At 43.7% G+C, this 19945-nt stretch carries 16 protein-coding genes and 1 pseudogene; 12 read left to right on the forward strand and 5 right to left on the reverse strand.

All coding sequences use genetic code 11. The features are described from left to right. Positions 1–639: pseudogene (locus L4D74_RS17440) on the reverse strand (diaminopimelate decarboxylase family protein); the annotation flags it as partial. A 708-nt stretch (positions 640–1347) separates the two neighbouring features. On the opposite strand from L4D74_RS17440, the gene L4D74_RS17445 reads away from it, so the two are divergent. The 3 genes from L4D74_RS17445 to L4D74_RS17455 all read left to right on the forward strand — a co-directional run bounded on the left by L4D74_RS17445 (position 1348) and on the right by L4D74_RS17455 (position 4896). After that, on the forward strand, positions 1348–2283 hold the full coding sequence (locus L4D74_RS17445; protein WP_428753604.1) for a bifunctional enoyl-CoA hydratase/phosphate acetyltransferase: 936 nt from the start codon (positions 1348–1350) through the stop codon (positions 2281–2283). A 38-nt stretch (positions 2284–2321) separates the two neighbouring features. Continuing rightward, on the forward strand, positions 2322–3386 hold the full coding sequence (buk, locus tag L4D74_RS17450; RefSeq protein WP_428753606.1) for a butyrate kinase: 1065 nt from the start codon (positions 2322–2324) through the stop codon (positions 3384–3386). A 133-nt stretch (positions 3387–3519) separates the two neighbouring features. Then, a complete protein-coding gene (locus tag L4D74_RS17455; protein WP_428753607.1) occupies positions 3520–4896 on the forward strand; it encodes an aldehyde dehydrogenase in 1377 nt (458 codons plus the stop codon). 138 nt (positions 4897–5034) lie between these two features. Here the strand turns inward: L4D74_RS17455 and L4D74_RS17460 are convergent, their stop codons facing one another. Further along, positions 5035–5916 (reverse strand): LysR family transcriptional regulator, encoded by an 882-nt coding sequence (locus L4D74_RS17460; protein WP_428753608.1) that lies wholly within the window; start codon positions 5914–5916, stop codon positions 5035–5037. Positions 5917–6262: 346 nt separating this feature from the next. On the opposite strand from L4D74_RS17460, the gene L4D74_RS17465 reads away from it, so the two are divergent. Both L4D74_RS17465 and L4D74_RS17470 read left to right on the forward strand, forming a co-directional pair. Continuing rightward, positions 6263–7516: an MFS transporter gene (locus L4D74_RS17465; RefSeq protein WP_428753609.1), complete on the forward strand. Its 1254-nt coding sequence runs from the start codon at positions 6263–6265 to the stop codon at positions 7514–7516. A gap of 347 nt (positions 7517–7863) precedes the next feature. Further along, entirely contained in the window at positions 7864–9096 is a 1233-nt protein-coding gene (locus tag L4D74_RS17470; RefSeq protein WP_428753611.1) for an MFS transporter, read from the forward strand. Between the two features lie 113 nt (positions 9097–9209). On the opposite strand, the gene L4D74_RS17475 is transcribed toward L4D74_RS17470, so the two are convergent. Both L4D74_RS17475 and L4D74_RS17480 read right to left on the reverse strand, forming a co-directional pair. Then, entirely contained in the window at positions 9210–10382 is a 1173-nt protein-coding gene (locus L4D74_RS17475; RefSeq protein ID WP_428753613.1) for a DUF1887 family protein, read from the reverse strand. A gap of 265 nt (positions 10383–10647) precedes the next feature. After that, complete coding sequence (locus L4D74_RS17480; protein WP_428753615.1) at positions 10648–12639, reverse strand: methyl-accepting chemotaxis protein; 1992 nt, start codon at positions 12637–12639, stop codon at positions 10648–10650. A 388-nt stretch (positions 12640–13027) separates the two neighbouring features. Between L4D74_RS17480 and hinT the strand changes: the two genes are divergently transcribed. The 7 genes from hinT (at position 13028) to L4D74_RS17515 (ending at position 19293) form a co-directional block, all read left to right on the forward strand. After that, positions 13028–13378, forward strand: coding sequence for a purine nucleoside phosphoramidase (hinT, locus tag L4D74_RS17485; protein ID WP_428753617.1), 351 nt, complete (start codon positions 13028–13030; stop codon positions 13376–13378). 91 nt (positions 13379–13469) lie between these two features. Beyond that, positions 13470–14867 (forward strand): COG3014 family protein, encoded by a 1398-nt coding sequence (locus tag L4D74_RS17490; protein WP_428753619.1) that lies wholly within the window; start codon positions 13470–13472, stop codon positions 14865–14867. After that, positions 14867–15259 (forward strand): YcfL family putative periplasmic lipoprotein, encoded by a 393-nt coding sequence (locus tag L4D74_RS17495; protein WP_428753621.1) that lies wholly within the window; start codon positions 14867–14869, stop codon positions 15257–15259. Before L4D74_RS17490 ends, L4D74_RS17495 begins: the two co-directional genes overlap by 1 nt. 108 nt (positions 15260–15367) lie before the next feature. Continuing rightward, positions 15368–15958 (forward strand): penicillin-binding protein activator LpoB, encoded by a 591-nt coding sequence (lpoB, locus tag L4D74_RS17500; protein ID WP_428753622.1) that lies wholly within the window; start codon positions 15368–15370, stop codon positions 15956–15958. A 15-nt stretch (positions 15959–15973) separates the two neighbouring features. Continuing rightward, complete coding sequence (locus L4D74_RS17505; protein ID WP_428753759.1) at positions 15974–16873, forward strand: phosphotransferase; 900 nt, start codon at positions 15974–15976, stop codon at positions 16871–16873. A gap of 97 nt (positions 16874–16970) precedes the next feature. Then, complete coding sequence (gene ycfP / locus L4D74_RS17510; protein WP_428753623.1) at positions 16971–17510, forward strand: alpha/beta hydrolase YcfP; 540 nt, start codon at positions 16971–16973, stop codon at positions 17508–17510. Between the two features lie 493 nt (positions 17511–18003). Next, positions 18004–19293, forward strand: coding sequence for an NAD(P)/FAD-dependent oxidoreductase (locus L4D74_RS17515; RefSeq protein WP_428753625.1), 1290 nt, complete (start codon positions 18004–18006; stop codon positions 19291–19293). Positions 19294–19368: 75 nt separating this feature from the next. Here the strand turns inward: L4D74_RS17515 and L4D74_RS17520 are convergent, their stop codons facing one another. After that, entirely contained in the window at positions 19369–19914 is a 546-nt protein-coding gene (locus L4D74_RS17520) for a GNAT family N-acetyltransferase (protein ID WP_428753626.1), read from the reverse strand. Between the last annotated feature and the right edge of the window lie 31 nt (positions 19915–19945).

The raw sequence follows: 19945 nt of genomic DNA on the forward strand, positions 1-19945 counted from the left end.
GGCATCTGGTTCGAAGTCGTTGAAGAAATCGTCAGGGATAACTTTTAGGCGAACCGCGATGCGAACTTTTTCAGCTGGCTTCACTTCGCGAGCAATGCGCTCAACGATTTCAATCTCTTCATAAGAATCTAGGTGAACCGCGTAGCCGTATTCAATTGCTTTACGGATAGCAAGCTCAGGCTTAACCGTGCCGTTAAGTGCAATCGTTTTTGGATCGGCGCCAGCGTAGTGAGTTGCTTCAACTTCACCAGGACCGAAACAGTCACCGCCTACGCCTTCTTCGTTACAAATAGCACGAACCGCGAAGTTAGTGTTTGATTTGATAGCAAACATCACGTTTACCGGCTTAGGCCAGTAGTTACCGAATGCATTTTTAACGCGACGTAGGTTGTTACGTAGTGTGTCTTCGCTTAGTACGAAAAGCGGGCTACCGTATTGCTCGATAAGGTCAGTTGCTTTACAGCCACCGATTAGTAGGTCGTCGCCTTGAGTGCTTAGTTCGTCTGTAGGAGTAAGGATGTTCTCTAGACGCTCAGCGTAGTTCATTGTTGCTTTTTGCTCTGCAAGCAATTGTTTTTGCTCTTCAAGAACAGTGCTTAGGCGATTTACGCTCTCTTCTAGGCGGTTTTGATATTTCATCTTCGACCCTTATTGGTAGTCAACTTTATATGTAATGAGATTCAAGCACTTAGGCCAAAATCTCTTTATTGTTTCGTTGAGATGAAGTTTAGATTAAGGAGATATTAAAGCATTTCACTGGGCGTCAAAAAATCTTACGCTAAAGTGGTAATTAGAGTTGCAAATAAAAGAAGAGGTATTCACTGGCTGAATGTTTGCGTTATTTGATACTGAGGTAGTGCTAATAAAAGTGGTGAGCATGATAGGTATTGGCAATAAAAGTGATGGGGTAAATAACAACAGGGTTAAATACGTCAATCAAGTTACTGTGCTGTTACCTTTATTTCTAAGTAACTTACCACCAGTGCTATTGCTGTTACTGGATCGATCTACATTCATTCTCGCTTTAATATTAATGACTTTGCATTGTTTAAATTCAGCGAAAGTGTGACTTGAATAACGATATATAACAGCTATCAATGTTGATTTGACTGAATTATTACTGTTCAAGTGAAGTTACGGTAAAACGTTCAAAAAAATTGACTCTCAGTGAAGTTAAAACCGAAATCAAGTGGGCTAAATTAATTCCATCCTTTGAAAGGAATAAAAATTAAGCGGACATATTGCTCCACAGTATTAAGCGCTTTATTCCTGATAAGAATCTATCGAAATAGATAAATAGAGAGCTACATATTGAGCTCATCTATCTAATTAAAAGGTATCGCCCCTATGTACAATAAAGACTTCTTTATTAAGCAAGCTCAGAAATTCGGTAAAAAGCAACGCATGGTTGTTGCAGCAGCTCACGATGATGCAACATTAGATGCAGCGAATAACGCATTTAAAGAAGGTATGGCTGACGTCATCCTTGTTGGTGAGCGTGCGCTAATCAATGCAGCAGCTGAAAAAGCGAACGTTGACTTGGCTAATTTCGAAATCATTGAAGCTGACGGCCTTGAAGCAACTGCAGCAGCAGCTGTAACAGCAATTGCTGAAGGCAAAGGCGACTTACTAATGAAGGGTCTAATTGACACTTCAATTCTTCTAAAAGAAGTGCTTAAAAAGGAACACGGCCTACGTACTGGTAATGTTCTTAGCCACGCAGGCGTACTTTTCAAAGAAGGCGGCGATAGCTTCCACGTATTTACTGATGCTGCAATGAACATTGCTCCAACGCTTGAGCAAAAGAAAGGCATCATTAAAAACGCAGTTCAACTTGCACACTCTGTTGGCATCGAAGAGCCAAAAGTTGCGAACCTATGTGCGAAAGAAAAGCCATACGACAAAATGCCAGCAACGATGGACGCAGCTGAACTTCAAAAGATGAACCAGAATGGTGAAATTGAAGGCTGTATCGTTTCAGGCCCTATCTCTCTAGATATCGCAGTATCTCAATATGCAGCAAACCTAAAAGGTTGTACCGATGCGGTTGCTGGCCAAGCTGACATCCTAATGGTTCCAAACATCGAAGTAGGCAACGTATTTGCTAAAGCACTTCAGTACATGGCTGGTTTTAGCATGGCGGGTGTTCTACTTGGTGCTCGTATCCCAGTTGTTCTTGTTTCGCGTGCAGACGGCGAAGCTGAGAAAACCGTTTCTATCGCGCTTGCGTGTTCTGTTGCTGCCCTAAGCCAACAGAAAGAAGCTGCAGAAATCTCTGCGTAATTACAAATAGAAAGTCACTAATTCAGGTTAACGAAGAAATGAAAATTCTAGCTATCAACCCAGGTTCTACCTCTACAAAAATCGGTGTTTTCGAAGGCACTACTGAGCTTTTCGAAAAAACGCTACGTCACAGCGCTGAAGAACTAGCGCCATTTGGTGCGGTTGTTGCACACCAAAAAGCGTTCCGTAAAGAAGCGATTCTAGCGGCGCTTGAAGAAGCTGGCGTTAAAGCATCTGAGCTTGCAGCTGTAGCATGTCGTGGTGGCGTACTTAAGCCAATCGCTGGTGGTACTTACAAAGTTGAAGATGCAGTAATCGCAGACCTTCTAGAAGCTCAAATCCAACATCCAGCGAGCCTAGCTGCGATCATTGGTAAAGAAATTGCTGACGAGAACGGTATCGAAGCGTTCTTCACAGATGCGCCTGTTACTTACGAGCTATCTGAGCTTGCATCTTTCTCTGGCCATAAAGCAATTAAGCGTAAGGGTCGTTTCCACGCGCTTAACCAGAAAGCTATCGCTCGCCAGTTCGCTGAAGAGCAAGGCAAAAAGTACGAAGACGTAAACGTAATCGTATGTCACATGGGTGGTGGTATCACTGTTGGAGCTCACATGGGTGGCCAAACAGTTGACGTAAACGACGCAGTTTCTGAAGGTCCTTTCACACCAGAGCGTTGTGGCGACCTACCAACTCGCGAACTTATCGACCTTTGCTTCAGCGGCGAATACTCGCACGCAGAGATGAAAGCGTTCATCCAAGGTAAAGGCGGCGCATTTAGCTACACAGGTAGCATCGACATGCGTGAAATCGAAGAGAAAGCAGAAGCTGGCGACGCTGAGTTTAAGCTTGTGACTGACGCAATGGCTTACCAAGTATCTAAGCAAATCGCTTCTATGGGTGCAGTGTTCGGTGGCGAAGCTATCGACGGTATCTTGCTAACTGGCGGTATTGCTTACAGCAAATACATCACTGCTGAAATTGCTAAGCGCGTTTCATTCGTAGCACCAGTTAAAACGTACCCAGGTGAAGTAGAGCTTGAAGCTCTTGTACTAGGTACATTGCGTGTAGTGAACGGCGAAGAAGCTGCTCAAACTTACGCTTAATAAAAACTGACGCTTAATAAAATGGCGGCGCTTAATGAATGAGTGACGCCTAACTAAATAAAGATTAGAGCAGGTTCTAGTGTCTGCTCTGCGAAAGTGGACAACCACTTAATACTTTACAGAGGTAATAAACATGTCTTTTGATATCGATAATGCACAAGGTGTATTCACAACTGTTGAAGCTGCAATCGCGGCAACTCACAAAGCTCAAGTAGAATTCTACGCAACGTCTACTAAAGAAGGTCGTGAAGCGATCCTTACTGCTATGCGTGGCGCTGTTCTAGCTAAAGCTGAAGACTTCGCAAAAATGGTTCGTGAAGAAACTAAACTTGGCCGTGTTGAAGACAAAATCGCTAAGCACCAACTAACGGCAGCTAAGACTCCAGGTACTGAAGTTCTAGAAACTAAAGTATGGTCTGGCGACCACGGTATCTCTCTAGAAGAGCGTGCACCATACGGTGTTATCGGTGCTGTTACTCCAGTAACTAACCCAACTGAAACTATCGTTAACAACGCTATCTCTATGCTAGCGTCTGGTAACGCGGTAACGTTTAACGTTCACCCATCTTCTAAAGTTGTTTCTGCAGTAATGATTGATCTTCTAAACAAGACTATCGTTGAAGCAGGCGGCCCAGCTAACCTAATCACTATGGTTAAAGAGCCTACTCTAGAAACGCTTAACGAAATCGCTAAGTCTCCTCTAATCAACATGCTTGTTGGTACTGGTGGCCCAGGTCTAGTTAAAGCTATCCTACAATCTGGTAAGAAAGGTATTGGCGCAGGCGCTGGTAACCCACCTGTAATCGTAGACGCTTCTGCTAACCTAGACCTAGCTGCGGCTGGCGTATACGGCGGCGCATCTTTCGATAACAACCTACTATGTATCGGTGAGAAAGAAGTATTCGTTGAAGATTCAGTTGCTGATGAATTCCTAGCTAAGCTAGAAGCAACAGGCGCTTACGTTCTTTCTGCAGAAGAAGCTGAGAAGCTAACTGCACAAATCCTAACTATGGACGAAATCGACGGTGCTAAGCCTTGTACTGCTCAAGAAATCGCTCGCGTATGGCACCCAGTTAAGCAACACGTAGGTCAAGACGCTGGTGAAATCCTGAAGTCTATCGGTGTTGAATCTGAAACTCGTCTAGCGGTAATGGTTGTTGAGAACGATCACCCACTAGTACACGTTGAGCAAATGATGCCAGTACTTCCAGTTGTTCGTTGTGCAAACATCGACGAAGCTATCGAGCGCGCAGTAGCGGCAGAGCGTGGTAACAAGCACTCTTCTTGCATCTACTCTGGTAACGTTGAAAACGTGACTAAGTTCGGTCGTGCAATTAACACAACTATCTTCGCTCACAACGGCCCAACACTATCTGGTGTAGGTTACAACGCTGAAGGTACTTCAACGTTCACAATCGCTGGTCCTACTGGTGAAGGCATCACGAACGCACTGTCTTACACACGTGCACGTCGTTTTGCTATCGCTCAAGGCGGTCTACGCATCGTTTAATCAATTTACCCCGATTGATGACAACGAAAAAGCCGAAGCATTTTGCTTCGGCTTTTATCGTTTTAGCAGGGAAAGAACGGAGAGGTGCAGTTCTCTGAACCTAGGAAAGAGTGATGCCTAGTTTCTAGGTGGTGTAATTTAGAACAAATCGTAAATGCCTTCTTCTATTCCGTCGATCAGTGATTGGCGTGTCTCAACTGCGTGATCATTCGGGCGCGACATCTCGCCAAAACTTTCGAAATACATGCCATTTGGATGCTTCACAACAACTAAGTGTTCCTGTCTTAACTGATGCCTAACTAGGGTTTCAGGGATAATTGCCCAACCTAAATTATCAACGACGGCTTCTAATACTTCTTGGTGGTTAGAGAAGCTAATTGTGCTACTTGAAATTGGTCGGAAGTCTTCGTGAATCTCTTCAAATAAATGCGACAAAACAATTTGGCGATGAGCACTAATGTCAGTAGACGTGACGTTATTTAATTGTGCTAAGGGGTGCTTAGGAGAGCAGACCGCCATCATTCGAATTCGATGTAACGAGCGAACTTTGATTTGAGGATCATCACCAGAGCTAAAGACTAACCCGTAGCCAAGTTCGACATGCCCATCTTTTACTAGCGTTGGAATATCGGCGCTGGAGGCTTTTATTGCCGTTAGTGACAAATGAGGAAAGTTGTCCGATAGGGCAACGAGCTGCTGACGCCAAAAGGTAGAAGGTAGCGTATCATCATAGGCAATACGTATTTTGTCGCTGTCCCCTTGACGAAACTGTTCCGCTTTTGAGTATAGGCTTTCCGCCATGTTTAATATATTACGACAGTCGGGGAGTAAGGCTTGTCCGGCATCGTTGAGTACGAGTCTATTACGGGTTCTTTCAAATAGCTCAACACCAAGCTCATCTTCTAGACTAGATAGAGCCATGCTTAGTGAAGTGCGGGTCTTGCCCATCATGGTGGCGACTTTGGTTAACGAGCCATGTTCGGCAGTTAATGCAAATACGCGCAGTTTAGTTAGGTTCATAAGGTAGGCTCCAGCCTTAAATGTAGCGATATTTTGATCCGCTACTATTATTTTTATCATCTCTTTTTAGAGTATAGCAATATTGGCACTGAGTGAAGCGTTATGTTGACAGTGGCGTCCGGACCCTATATCACTTTATAGGTAGAGTCATTATGATGAATTTGATTAATAAGCCTACCAATTGAATGGCTAATAATTTGGCTTTGATGATAACGATAAACGCCGGATTATAAGTTCAAATAACGAAATTGTTAAGCTTACTTATAAAGTGTAAAAAATGGATTTTTTTTGCGGTTTATTTTTGTCTATTCACATTACATAGTGATTTACCTACGAGGTCTGTAATATGTTGAAAAAACTTGGCTTAGAAGGCTGGTTCTCAGCGCATTTTGCTTATGGCATAGTTCAAATCGTATTTATACCAATGATGGTACCGTCTTTTATTCTTGCTCGTACGGGGAGTGCGACTCAAGCCGGTCTTGCAATGGGGTTATTTGGTATTGCGGGGTTATTAGCGCCGTTAATTGGTTTAATGGCTGATAAATTTAAAGCACACCGACTCACACAGGCATTAGGCTTGATTGCTTACATGCTAGCGGGTGGTTGTTTTGTCATTGCTGGCGAAAACTTCACGTTCATGGCAGCAGGTTCTGTACTTTTTGGTGCTGGCTCCGCGATTATGCTGATGCTTAACCCAGTATTTATTACCTTTGCTGGTCATGATGCGAAAACAGAAGCGATGAAGTTGGGGCGTATGTCTCAGGTTCTGATTGTTGGTTCTTTGCTTTCTGGTATCGGGCTTGCAGCAGTCACTGACGCTGGCTGGACGTACGAAGCACGTTTCATTGCAATGATTATTGCGGTAGCGGTACTTTTCGTCATCACCATTGCGACTAACAAGGCCGCCGCTCAACGCATTATTGATAATGCAGACGCGATGGCAGCAGAGGCGGCGAAAGAAGATGCACCGAAAGTGAGCTTATTTAAAGTCCTATTTTCTAACTTCGGTCTGTTTTTAGTTGCGGTTGGTATTTTATGTGCTGGCCAAGGGGCATTTCAGGCCCAATATCCAAACTTGATGGAAAATGGTTACGGTGTAGCACAGTCGCTATCTGCAGCAACCTTGTCTGTTGCCGCTGTACTTGGTTTGTTCGTTCTAGTATTGGCTGAAAAATTTGTTGCCAAATATGGCTCTATTAGCTTGTTTAAGCTGTGTGCTGTAATTTCTATCGCGGTGATTGGTGCGCTTTACTTCATTGCTGAAGCCGCTATGGTTCTACCATACCTCATTCCACTGGCTTTGGTTTTGGTGTACCTACAAGGCATTACTATTACAGATATGATTTCTCCTGCAATCGCAGCTCGTTTAACGCTTGTTGGCGGTGGTTACACTCAAGGTTTGATGATGTTCTTTATCTCACTAGGCTTTGGTTTAGGGAGTGTGGTAAGTGGTGTAGCCGTTGATGGTTATGGTTGGTCTGCGCTTCCTCTTGCTATTTTGGGACTGACGGTCGTTTCTTATGTGTGCATCTTGATTGTTGCGAGTAAGCAAAAAAAACAGTTAGTTAAAGAGCAGGCAAGCCATGAAGCTACCGCTTAATTGCCTATAATGAAGGAAAAAGCTTGGTCATATGACCAAGCTTTTTTTTTATCTAAAAAAGTCGGACTGTTAATGCGTGGTTTGTTAGTGGGGTGTTAATTGTGTAGCTCGTTGAGATAGTTTGATGTTGATGTTTGTTGTCAGTGGGTTGAGTTTTTTGTAGGTAATATACTATTGGAATGAAATGCCTCCCCCTATGTTACTTCTATGGTTAATAAAGACAATTATACTTGCGGCCATAGAGAAGAATGACTGCTATTACAGTGGTCTGAATTATAATTGTTCGTTACTTTCACTTCGCGATACCGGTCGAAATGTAAGTGAACAATGGCATTAGAGGTGATGACATGTTGAAAAAACTCGGTCTAGAAGGGTGGTTTTCTGCCCATTTTGCATACGGTATTGTTCAAATCGTATTTATTCCTATGATGGTTCCATCATTTATTCTGGCCCGGACAGGTAGTGCCACTCAAGCTGGTCTTGCTATGGGTTTGTTTGGTCTAGCGGGTCTATTTGCTCCTCTTATCGGAATTCTTGCCGACAAATTTAAAGCACATCGTTTAGCGCAAGGTTTAGGCCTAGTATCCTACTTACTGGCAGGTGCAGCTTTTCTGGCAGCAGGTGAAAATTTCGCATTTATGGCAGTGGGTTCAGTACTATTTGGTACAGGCTCGGCGATTTTGTTGATGCTTAACCCTGTGTTTATCACGTTTGCTGGTTACGATGAAAAAACCGAAGCGATGAAGCTCGGCCGAATGGCACAGACGCTCATTTTTGGTTCGCTGATTTCTGGTGTGGCTTTGGCTGCGGTAACCGGAATGGGTTGGAGTTTTGAATTACGCTTTATTGCCATGATGGTTCTGGTTGCAGTATTGCTGGTTGTAACAATGATGAGCAACAAGCAGGCGGCTCAGCGTATTGTTGATAATGCGGAATTGATTGCTCAACAAAATAGTGAAGATGATGGCGCAAAAGTTGGTTTCTCTAAAGTCCTATTTTCTAACTTTGGTCTGTTTTTATTAGCCGTTGGACTACTATGTGCAGGTCAAGGTGCCTTCCAAGCGCAGTATCCGAACTTGATGGAAAATGCCTACAGCGTTGCACAATCTATGTCGGCTGCGAACCTTTCAATCGCTTCGGTTCTTGGCTTGATTGTTTTGGTTGGTGCGGAAAAATACGTAACTAAGTTTGGGGCGTTGAGCCTGTTTAAGCTTAGCTGTGTGGTATCGATTGTGGTAATTGCGGGTCTGTACTTTATTGCAGAAGCCGGATTGTCTCTTGGCTTTATTATCCCACTGGGTCTTGTTCTAGTGTACCTACAAGGCATTACTGTGACGGATATGATCTCGCCAGCTATTGCAGCTCGTCTCACGTTTGTTGGCGGTGGATTCACTCAAGGGTTGATGATGTTCTTCATCTCACTTGGCTTTGGTTTAGGTAGCGTAGTAAGTGGTATTGCCATCGATGGTTGGGGCTGGTCAGCGTTACCTTTCGCAATTCTTGCGCTTACGGTTGCCGCTTATGTTTGCATTCTTATTGTTGGCATCAAGCACAAAGCGACCGCAAAAGCAGAATCTTAAGGTAACCTATTCAAGGCTTAGCCGAGAATAGATGCTTAAAAGTGAAAAAGCTTGGTGATATCACCAAGCTTTTTTTTATTTGGAACTTTGTTATTTACTAATAGATGAAAACATTACGACAACGCTGTTTGTTCGTCTGCACCACCCGCGCCTTTAAACCACAGGCTTAAATGGTGTTTAAGTGATTTGAGTTCGTCAGGGCCAATAAGTGCCAAACCTAGATCTTCAGCTCGAGTGATGTCGTTATGTCGTAACGGACGGAAGCTCACTAGCATCGCTCGTGCTTGTAACCCGCCTAATAGATCTCGTAAAGATTCAAGCTTATACAAGGTGTCATCGCCATCATCTCGCATACCTTTGGTTTTGCATTCAATGATGTGTAACTTGTTGTTGACCACTGAGGCTACATCAAGCTCATTACGAACTTCTCGCTCGCCCAGTTGACGATAAACCTGAACGTTGAGCGAACGGTCTTGGATGGTTGGCATGTCATCTTGGATTTGTCTCACCGTGCTATGAACCAAGTTTTCCAGCCATTCCCCGTTAGAAAAACGCCTTGCATCTTCACTGATGAAGGTAAGTACACCGTTCTCATAAGAGGCGATTTCTAGATCAACCAGATCACTGATGAGCATGTTGAGTTCGCGATAGCCTTGTTGTTTATCAGATAGCTCGACATCGAGTTTTTGTTCTTTACGACATGTCGTTGCTAGATAGTTAAGGGTGGCTAAGCCCGGCCCCAACTCAAGCGCATTACCTGCCCAGCGTTCGCCAAGGGCATACAGCTTTTTATCCAGCTGAGGTGGTATATCGTATTCGGTGAACTCGCCACGAGCACCAAACACGGTGAGGTAATCTTTGATAGTGATATGATCTTGAACTTGTGCGTCTTCAGCGCCTTCAGGGTATAACCAACACATGCGGTCGCTACTCGGCTCAACAACAAAAATTGGCCAGTGGTAGGTTCGAAATACCTCGTATACAGACAGTAGTCGGTGCCTTAGCCCACAACTGGCATTGAGTTTTACTTCGACGTTTTTGTCTTTCAGAGTCTTAGCGAGTCCAAGTACCGACTGCTTGATCGCTGAAGTGTTGGCTACATTCGGTATTTCGAAAAATTCCGAGGTAATTTCGCGTTGCGCTAGTACGGAATGAAGCCGTTCAAACATGTCAAACTGCGACTTATCACCAATAAATATGATGTGTCGACTTACCGTTCTATCATCTAAAAGTGGGGTGACAAGACGAATAGGGTCTTGGTCAATGATACCAACATGAACAGCCATAATAATTCCTTCAACGTTTGGCTTGCTGAAGAAGTAGGAGAGAATGACGCCTAAGTCATTAAAAAGTGGAGCAAGCCATACCCAAGATATAACGTCGCTTGATACAAAAAACAAGGGCAGGCTTGTAGGAAAGCCTGCCCTAGAACAATATTTAACGTGTTTCTTACCTAAAATAGTGCTGCGTTAGATTAAAAACACCCAAAAGAGGGGAGTCGTTACTTGTGGAGTATTATTTATCGCTACAGTTTGTCGCTATAGTTTAAAGCTATAGTTTAAAGCGATGAACAAGCTCACCTTGTTGGTTTGCAAGGCTAGTCAGGTTCTCACTTGTAGAAGCAATTTCCGACATGGCTTGATAGCTTTCATCGGCAATATGGTTGATCTGCTCGATGTTTTGCGCAATGTCTGCTGTTGTTTCACTTTGTTCTGCGGCGGCTTGAGAAATGTGCGTGCTCATTTGGCTAATTTCAATAATCAGTGCCTGAATTTCTTCCATCGCGCCATTGGCACTTGAAGCTTGTTCAACGGACAGCTCCATATCTTGCATACAACTTTCGATCACCTTCCCTGCACTTTTTGAGCTACTTTGTAAGTTGCTGATCATGGTTTCAATTTCACTGGTAGACTCGGTGGTTTTTTGCGCGAGTACACGTACTTCATCTGCTACTACGGCAAAGCCACGGCCTTGCTCTCCCGCTCGTGCTGCCTCAATGGCTGCATTAAGCGCCAATAGATTGGTTTGCTCTGCAATATTACGAATGACATCTAAGATGCTGCCAATTTGACTGCTCATTTTTTGCAGTTCGCCAACGGCTTCAACCGACTCATTGAGTCTTACTTCAAGCTGATTAATGGTACTGATGTTAGTGCTCATGATTTGACGACCAGACTCAGAGGCCGTTTCAACTTGGTGTACTTTTTCTAATGAGTTTTGTGCGCTGTTTGCAACTTCCTGCACTGAATGTGACATTTCTGTCATAGCCGTCGCGACGTTAGCCGTTTGTTCGCGTTGAGCACTTAACTTACTTTGTGCATTGCTCGACGTGCTCTGGTTATCACTTGCCGTCACGGTAAGGTTATCTGAGGCGTCGTTCAATTTAACCAATACATTATGCAGGCTATCCGCTAGTGTATTGATGTGGTTACCTAAACGACGAAACTCGTTGTTATATTTCACATCAATGCGCTGTGTCATATCACCTTCAGTCAGGCTTTCAAGCGCTTTTAATGTACTGTTGAGCGGCTGGCGAACACTTTGTGCGATATGGTATCCAATAGCAATAGCGATGAGAGAGACCAGCAGACCAATGCCGATCGCTTTAAGAACGCCTTCATCGTATATCGTTCCGGCTTCAGACAGTGAATAATTGAGGTTGGCGGTGGCGGTATCGCTGAAGCCGTTGAGTGTGACCATGGCGCTGTCCACTTCTAGAGCAAGGTTCTCAATGTTTTGGTATAGAGCGGCGCGCGCAATCAGGTAGCTGTTATGCTGGTCTAGCACTCCACCTTTTTTACCCACATCCTTACTAAACTGCTCGACGGATTCATCAAACACTTTTTTTAGTTCTGGAATTTGCGTCACGAGTCCGCGATAGGCGTAGTTAAGGTGCGTTACCGCTTTGCGGTTTTTATCAACGGCTTGCTGGACAAACTCGGTATCGCTGCTGGCGAGCGCGTCAGAGGTAATGAGTTCGGCGTCTTTTAATTTAATAAAGTAGCTTTTTGCCATGACCTTAACTGAGATACTCGAAACGTCGTCGACATATTCTTTCATGCCGACCGATAAATCAGAATGAAGCTTTTGGAAGCGACGGGTTGATTGTTGAACTTGTTCCTGAGCGATGAACATGGATTGATAGTTATCCATGGCTTCTTGTGCTTCTTGTCCATAGCGGGTATGTACTTCGCGTAACTCACCGATTCGAGCTTCTAATTCTGGAACGTTAGCACTGGCCTGTGCGAGTTGCTCTAGCACCGAGCCAAAGACGTCCATGGATTCAGAAAATTCGCTACGTCGCATCGCCATGCGTTCTTCATTTTGTGTGGTGAGAAAGTCTTTGAACGACTTGTCTGCAGAAAGTAGCTCGACACTGGTTTGGTTAGAGAGTGAGACTAAAGGTAGGGAAGTTTTGGAGACGGTACCAAAATATTGGTGTATTTGACTCATTCCATTGAGCATTATCGCGATAGTTATAACAAAAAGAACGACGATGAGTGTAAACCCTGCGTACATCCGCCTAACAACTGAACCCTGCATACCTGTTCCCTCTTAGTGTTTTGCAGCAATTTAAAATAAACAACCTTGGACGCGTTACCTGATGTTCGGTTACCGAACTCAAGGTACTTGTCTCTCTGTCTCTGATATCGTTATCGTTAGAAATAACAAAAACTGCAATATAAATGAGATGCGGTGCTACGTTTTATGACGCACACTGCAAAAATATAACAAAGTGCTGTTTTGTTAACTCTTGTTTAGCGATTTAGCGAATAAATACGCGGGTTAGAAGCGAACGAAATACAGTAAAAACAATTCTCTATCGAATCTCGTAGAATTGTGATTCTAACGCCCATAGTGCATACTTCTGTGTAATGGCTACAACGATAAGCCAAAGTGGCATAAACAGTAATCAATTTGGAGCGTCTTCATGGCTGAAGAAACGATTTTTAGTAAAATAATTCGCAAAGAAATTCCGGCAGATGTTGTCTATCAAGATGACCTCGTTACAGCCTTTCGTGACATCAATCCTCGTGCTCCAAGTCACGTATTGATCATCCCCAACAAACTTATTCCAACGATCAACGACGTTGAAGCTGATGACGAAGCGATGATGGGGCGTATGTTTACGGTAGCGAAAAAAATCGCAAAAGAAGAAGGGATAGCGGAAGATGGTTACCGTCTTATTGTTAACTGTAATGCGCATGGTGGGCAAGAGGTTTACCATATTCACATGCATTTGGTAGGTGGTCGACCTTTAGGTCCGCTGCTACTGAGCTAATCCTTTTAAGCGAAAAGGTTGTGGTGCTTGTTAGCTTAACCATTGAGGTAACAAGCACTTGTTGAAATCTAAACTTCATTTGAACGTGTCTATGCTAAAACGTCGTGTTAAACACACTTTGGTTGTTCTCCTCTCTATTAGTTTAACTGCCTGTGCTGGCCTGAGTGCTGGTAACCTATTTAGCCACTACTCCCAGCAAAATGCGGTGGTTTATCAATCGATAAAAGCCGGGCAATATCAAGATGCCCAAGCTGCGTTACCACAAGATATTGTCGCTGGAGATATTCTTGATAATTTTGAAAAAGGTCGTGTCGAGTTTTTAAATGAAGCTTACCCGCAAAGTAAGTCTGCTCTGGAGCTCAGTGATAAAGCTGTGCGTGTACAGCAAGATAAGGCATTGATTTCTATTTCGGATGCGGCGACGAGTGTTGGTGCTTTAGCGGTTAATGACAATATTACCGAGTATGTGCCGCCAGACTATGAGTTGGGTTTTTTACACCTTTACTTAGGGTTAAACTATATTCAAAAGAATGATTTAGAAGGTGCTTTGGTTGAAGTGCGCCGTGCAAATCAAGTGCAAGAGCGTGCGAGGCAATCAAGAGAGAAAGATCTGAGATCGGCTGAAAGCGAGCTTAAAAATAAAGGATTGTCGCCAAATCTTGGTTCCGTGCTGTCTCGTTACCCCGACGCGGGTAGCAAATTACAAGCCGTACAGAATGGTTATCTACTGTTTCTCTCCGGTCTTTTGTATGAAGCGTCGAATGACTTAAATGGCGCGTATATTGATTATACGCGAGCTCTAGCCGTTGCACCGGATAATCAAGCGGTGATTGACGCTGTGATGCGTGTGGCAAAGCGTGCTGGAAGAAATCAAGCATTAGCAAAGCTAGAAAAGCAGTACGGCAAACAAGCGTCCATGAAAAATGGTGAGGGCCGAATCGTGGTGCTTGAAGAGCGTGGCGTTGTGGCAGCAATGCGAGCTTGGAATTTGTCTTTGCCTGTTTATGACAGTCAAGGTAACACGGCGATATACAGTATTGCATTACCTCATTACGTTCCTGCTGTGCGGGCTAAATATTCAACAATGAGCCTTGATGGTCAAGCTATTGATGGCGACCAATTAGTTGATGTTAACCTGATGGCTCAGCAGCAGCTGACAGAAAATATGCCGAGTATCTTGTTACGCCAAGCTTTACGTGTGTATGCCAAAGATCAAATTCGTAAGAGTACGGCGAAAGATGACGATGTGGGTAATTTATTGTTTAATGTATGGAATACGCTTACAGAGCAGCCCGACACAAGAAGCTGGCAAACATTGCCAAATACGGTGAATAGTAATAGTCGCTTTGTTAAAGCAGGGTCGCATACCATCGTTGTCGATGGGCAAGACTATACTTTTGATGTACGAGATAAACAAACCACACTTGTTTGGGTGTCGCGCCAAGGTGGAAGTGCCACCATTTGGCATAAACAATTAGGAAGGTTGTAATGAAAAAATGGTTATTGAGCGTGGGTATTCTACTGGTGTTGGTAGGTTGCTCATCAAGTAAGACTGCGGGCATCAAAATCGAAGGGCAGACTCAAGCTGTGCTCTATGGTGATGAAGCGATGGGTAGCAAGTTTTCTATTGATGACATTTCAACGATCGATACTAACGGGCATGCTCGCGGTATTGTTAAGCTTGCGAATAAAACATCGACTGACCAGATCATTCAATATCGATTTTATTGGTACGATCAACAAGGTTTAGAAGTGAATACCAAGCAAGCACCTTGGAAGCGTGCGATTTTACGTGGTGATGAAACCATTACCCTCTCTGAGGTGTCTATTAATCCAAATGGCAAAGATTTTCGCGTACAATTGCGCGGAGCAGATAAATAACGTCACTCTAGTTCGTTGGTGAATAGGTTATTGATGAATAGCTCATGAATGACGGATTCGGCAACGAATAGGTAAACGTTGTAAAAGTAGCAAGACTAAGGAAAAAACATGAAAAAAAGTATTATTGCTTTGTTGGGTTTAGCCGTGATTCTTGGCGGTTGTTCAAATAAAGTAAGCTATGGTGACTCACAGGCAACAGAAACAACAACGATTGATTTTGGCTCTACAGATTTACAAAAAATCGCCGGTGAAATGGTCGATAGCATGTTGATGTCTGGCTCTGTATCTGCAATTACAAGAGATTCACGTCCGATTGTATTTGTAGAAAGAATTAAAAACAAAACGACTGAGCATATTGATACAGAATCCATTACCGATAGCATTAGTACAAAAATGTTGAATTCAGGTAAGTTCCGTTTTGTGGATATGGATCGTGTAGAATCAGTTCGCGAACAGCTGAACTTCCAAAACAATGACGAATTAGTGAATCAAAGCACTGCAATTCAATTTGGTAAAATGGTCGGCGCACAATACATGCTTTACGGCAACCTGAGCAGTATCGTAAAAGAAGCGGGTAGTGACAAAGATGTTTACTACAAGATGACGATGCGTTTAATGGATCTTGAAACTGGCCTTATTGAGTGGGCAGATGAAACAGAGATTCGTAAACAAGAATCCCGCTCTGTACTTGGCTTCTAAGTCGCGCTTTTGTCGATGTTAGATTGGCAGCAGGCTTTGCAACAACAGCCAGAACTTGCCCATGCGCAAACAGTGCTTAATGAAGTGCCCTTAGGGGCACTTCAGCTTTCTGGCGGGTTAACCAACCGGACATGGAAGATAGCGACTAAAACGCATGGTTGGACGGTTTGGCGTGGTCATACAAACATAAGTGCTGCGTTTGATATCTGCCGAGTCAATGAGCGAAACGTTCTGCAGGCTGTACAAACGTTGCTACCCACTAGCCAAGTCCTTGGTGACAATGCGCACGGAGTGTTGTTATCGTGGTTAGAGGGGAGGCCGATTTCCTGTGCAGAATTGTCAGCGGAGAGGGTTATCTCGCTATTGGCTCATATTCACACTTTTAGTGGTGATAGCATAGATGGTGACAGCATCGGTATCCGCCGATTTGATTACACGGAGAAGGTTGATCACTATTGGCATCAACTCAATCCAAGTATCTATAAGTCCCGTTATCAAGAGCTATACGTTAAGTTACGAATTCCCCCCGCGCTCCACTGCAATCACAGTGCGTTATGCCACTTTGATTTTGCTCACCACAATCTCATACGTACCCATCAATCAATCGCCGTGATTGATTGGGAATATTCAGCAATAGCAGACCCAAGGCTCGACCTCGTATTGACGCTAGATATGCTGGATATGGATTATCCCCAAGGGCTTTACTGTTACTTACAGGCGTGTGGTCTTAGTGACCAAAATGCGGTGATCGACCGCGAGCAATGGTTAAGTGATATGAATGCCTGGTCGGCTCACGCTCAGATGATGGCATTGCTTTGGTACGTATTAGCTGCTCAGCTTTGGGATAATGATGACTTTCTAATCGATGCAGAGTCGATTTACCAACGATTATGCAGAAGTGATCACTGTTTGTAATTTCTCTTTTCTTAAACAACGGAAATTCACTTTTAAATTAGGATGGAAGTGGTAGATTTAAGGAAAGCGTACCAGTAAGGAATGATTGAGAGGTACTATGATTATTTATCTTCATGGCTATGATTCAAGTAGCCCGGGCAACCACGAAAAAGTGTTACAACTGCAATTTATCGATGATGACGTACGGTTCGTTAATTACAGTACTCTGCATCCTAAGCATGACATGCAGCACTTACTTAAAGAAGTACATAAATTGGTTGAGCAGTCTGATGACAGTGCACCATTGATCTGCGGTGTTGGACTTGGTGGTTTTTGGTCTGAACGCATTGGTTTTTTATGTGGCATCAAACAAGTCATTTTCAATCCTAATTTACGCCCAGAAATCAACATGCAGGGGCGGATAGACCGCCCAGAAGAATATGAAGACATCGCGACGAAATGTGTAGAAGAATTCCGCACTAAAAACCGTGGCAAATGTCTGGTTATTTTGTCGAGAAATGACGATATTCATAATAACCAGAAATCAGCCGATGAACTTCAAGATTACTACAACGTAATTTGGGATGAAGCAGAGCCGCATAAGTTTAAGAAAATATCACAGCACTTACAGGCAATGAAGGCATTCAAAGAGTCTTAATACTTTACCAGCGCAGTACTTAAGAGTTTTAGTAGTTAAAACCTAAGATATAGCGCCTAAGAAGATTCGAGCTAACAAGACGTGATGTTTGACGATTAAAAAGCAGCGAGATTCGCTGCTTTTTTTGTGCCCGTTGTATCGATAGGTGTTGATATCGTTCGTAACGGCATCTAAATGACTAATAACTCAGCGAATAGGTGCGGAATTGAAAAATAATTCCATTCAATAGTTGCGGACATTGATTTGCTCTATATAATAAATTCACTCTACATTTGTTGATAAATGTCAAAAAAAGTTTAGAGCAAGAAGAAAACTTGCCCAGAAAAACCCGTTGTGTTGAAACATTAACCCAAAACGTGAAGTGAAACGGCTGTTGTACCGAATTAGGGTCGCTGAAGACCATGAGCAATTCGCTCATAATGAAAGAATTTTTAGTTGTTCGAGTGACTCGGGCGACTCACCCCATTTTTTCACTTTTTAGAGGATAGCCATTTTGACAAATATTGTTGTTGTAGGCGGAGGCGCAGGCGGATTAGAGCTTGCGACTAAATTAGGCCGCACACTAGGAAGAAAGAGACGAGCGAACATCACGTTAGTTGATCGTAAAGCCAGTCACTTATGGAAACCGCTTTTGCACGAAGTCGCAACGGGCTCTTTGGATGAAGGTGTTGATGCTCTTAGCTACCGTGCTCACGCAAAAAATCATCATTTCGACTTTCAAATGGGTAGCCTAAAAGCGATCGATCGTGGCCAAAAGCGCATTGAATTGGATGAGCTTAAAGATGAACACGGGGCGTTGCTTATGCCTGCTCGTGAGATTGACTATGACATTTTAGTGTTAGCTATCGGCTCTAAATCTAATGATTTCAATACTCCAGGCGTGCGTGACAACTGTATTTTCCTTGATAGCCCAGAGCAAGCTCATCGTTTCCGTACGGAAATGAATAATGAATTCCTGAAGCTGCATGCAAAGAATGGTCACGGTACCGTTGATATTGCGATTGTTGGTGCGGGTGCAACGGGGGTGGAACTATCAGCAGAACTGCACAATGCTGTGAAAGAGCTGCGTACGTACGGTTTTGGTGATTTAGATTCGAGCAAGCTTAATGTTAACCTGATTGAAGCGGGTGAACGTATTCTACCTGCTCTACCACCACGAATTTCATCGGCTGCGCACTCGGAACTGACTAAGCTTGGCGTTACCGTTCGTACCACAACTATGGTGACACAGGCAGACGAAACGGGTCTAACAACAAAAGATGGCGAGCATATTCCTGCACAAATTATGGTTTGGGCTGCAGGCATCAAAGCGCCAGATTTCATGAAAGATATTGCCGGTCTTGAGACCAACCGAATTAACCAGCTTGTGGTAAAAGATACATTACAAACGACTCGCGACGATGACATCTTTGTGATCGGTGATTTAGCGCAGTGTACTCAGGCTGATGGTTCATTTGTGCCACCTCGAGCACAAGCAGCACATCAAATGGCCAGTCGTGCATTTGGTAACATTGTGGCGAAACTTTCTAATCGTGAACTAAAGGCTTATCAGTATAGCGATCATGGTTCGTTGGTTTCCCTAAGCCGCTTTTCAACGGTCGGCAGTTTGATGGGCAACCTAACGAAAGGTTCAATGATGGTTGAAGGTCGTATCGCGCGAGTGGTGTATATTTCTCTGTACCGAATGCATCAGGTGGCGTTACATGGTGTGATCAAGACTGGTTTGATGATGTTAGTAGGTCGAATTAACCGAGTACTTAGACCTAACCTTAAATTACACTAGGATATATCTGGTTATTTATTGGCTTTAGATGCGCATACATAATCAAGATGAATAAGGCACCCAATATTGGGTGCCTTATTTTTTGGGTGGAATAATGGAATACACCTGCCCCTGTTTTGGTCGACCATTAAATATAAATCGGTTCTCAGCAAGGCACTCATAGGTTGCACCAACTCGTGTTGCTAACGCCTGGCTGGGTTCATTGTTAGGATCGCAGACAATTTCTAGTCGTGTCAGTAATAAGCTAGCAAAACTAAATTCAATCAACGCCTCAAGCCCTTCCTTTGCATACCCTTTAGCGTGCGAGGCATCCGCTAACCAGTAACCTAAGCTGCCCATATTGAAGGTATGGTAAAACTCGTTAAGTGCCACCATCCCTACAAATTTATCCGTTTCTCTTTCAAAGAGGCCAAAACCAAACGCGTTAGCTTTCACCCAATTGAGTCTTGTTGCGGAAATAAACTCGTGTGCTTCTGCATCACTAAACTCAGTGTGGCACCAGTCTATCCATTGGTGTAGAGAAGGAGAGTGACGAATGATGTGGGCAAACTCAGCAGCATCACTCAGTTTGAGCAACCGCATAGAGAGGCGAGGGGTGTATATTGCGTAATTTGCATTCATAATCTGGCTGGGTCATGAAGAATAAAAGGCC

Origin of the sequence: Vibrio cionasavignyae (assembly GCF_050337155.1) — a bacterium.
Taxonomy (GTDB): Bacteria; Pseudomonadota; Gammaproteobacteria; order Enterobacterales; family Vibrionaceae; genus Vibrio; species Vibrio nomapromontoriensis.

Bases quoted from the DNA above. Each gene is read 5' to 3' on its own strand.
- ycfP (WP_428753623.1), top strand. From the start codon at position 16,971: ATGATTATTTATCTTCATGGCTATGATTCAAGTAGCCCGGGCAACCAC.
- L4D74_RS17480 (WP_428753615.1), bottom strand. From the start codon at position 12,639: ATGCAGGGTTCAGTTGTTAGGCGGATGTACGCAGGGTTTACACTCATC.
- L4D74_RS17455 (WP_428753607.1), top strand. From the start codon at position 3,520: ATGTCTTTTGATATCGATAATGCACAAGGTGTATTCACAACTGTTGAA.
- L4D74_RS17505 (WP_428753759.1), top strand. From the start codon at position 15,974: ATGTTAGATTGGCAGCAGGCTTTGCAACAACAGCCAGAACTTGCCCAT.
- L4D74_RS17475 (WP_428753613.1), bottom strand. From the start codon at position 10,382: ATGGCTGTTCATGTTGGTATCATTGACCAAGACCCTATTCGTCTTGTC.
- L4D74_RS17460 (WP_428753608.1), bottom strand. From the start codon at position 5,916: ATGAACCTAACTAAACTGCGCGTATTTGCATTAACTGCCGAACATGGC.
- L4D74_RS17490 (WP_428753619.1), top strand. From the start codon at position 13,470: ATGCTAAAACGTCGTGTTAAACACACTTTGGTTGTTCTCCTCTCTATT.
- L4D74_RS17520 (WP_428753626.1), bottom strand. From the start codon at position 19,914: ATGAATGCAAATTACGCAATATACACCCCTCGCCTCTCTATGCGGTTG.
- lpoB (WP_428753622.1), top strand. From the start codon at position 15,368: ATGAAAAAAAGTATTATTGCTTTGTTGGGTTTAGCCGTGATTCTTGGC.
- L4D74_RS17465 (WP_428753609.1), top strand. From the start codon at position 6,263: ATGTTGAAAAAACTTGGCTTAGAAGGCTGGTTCTCAGCGCATTTTGCT.
- L4D74_RS17495 (WP_428753621.1), top strand. From the start codon at position 14,867: ATGAAAAAATGGTTATTGAGCGTGGGTATTCTACTGGTGTTGGTAGGT.
- hinT (WP_428753617.1), top strand. From the start codon at position 13,028: ATGGCTGAAGAAACGATTTTTAGTAAAATAATTCGCAAAGAAATTCCG.
- L4D74_RS17470 (WP_428753611.1), top strand. From the start codon at position 7,864: ATGTTGAAAAAACTCGGTCTAGAAGGGTGGTTTTCTGCCCATTTTGCA.
- buk (WP_428753606.1), top strand. From the start codon at position 2,322: ATGAAAATTCTAGCTATCAACCCAGGTTCTACCTCTACAAAAATCGGT.
- L4D74_RS17445 (WP_428753604.1), top strand. From the start codon at position 1,348: ATGTACAATAAAGACTTCTTTATTAAGCAAGCTCAGAAATTCGGTAAA.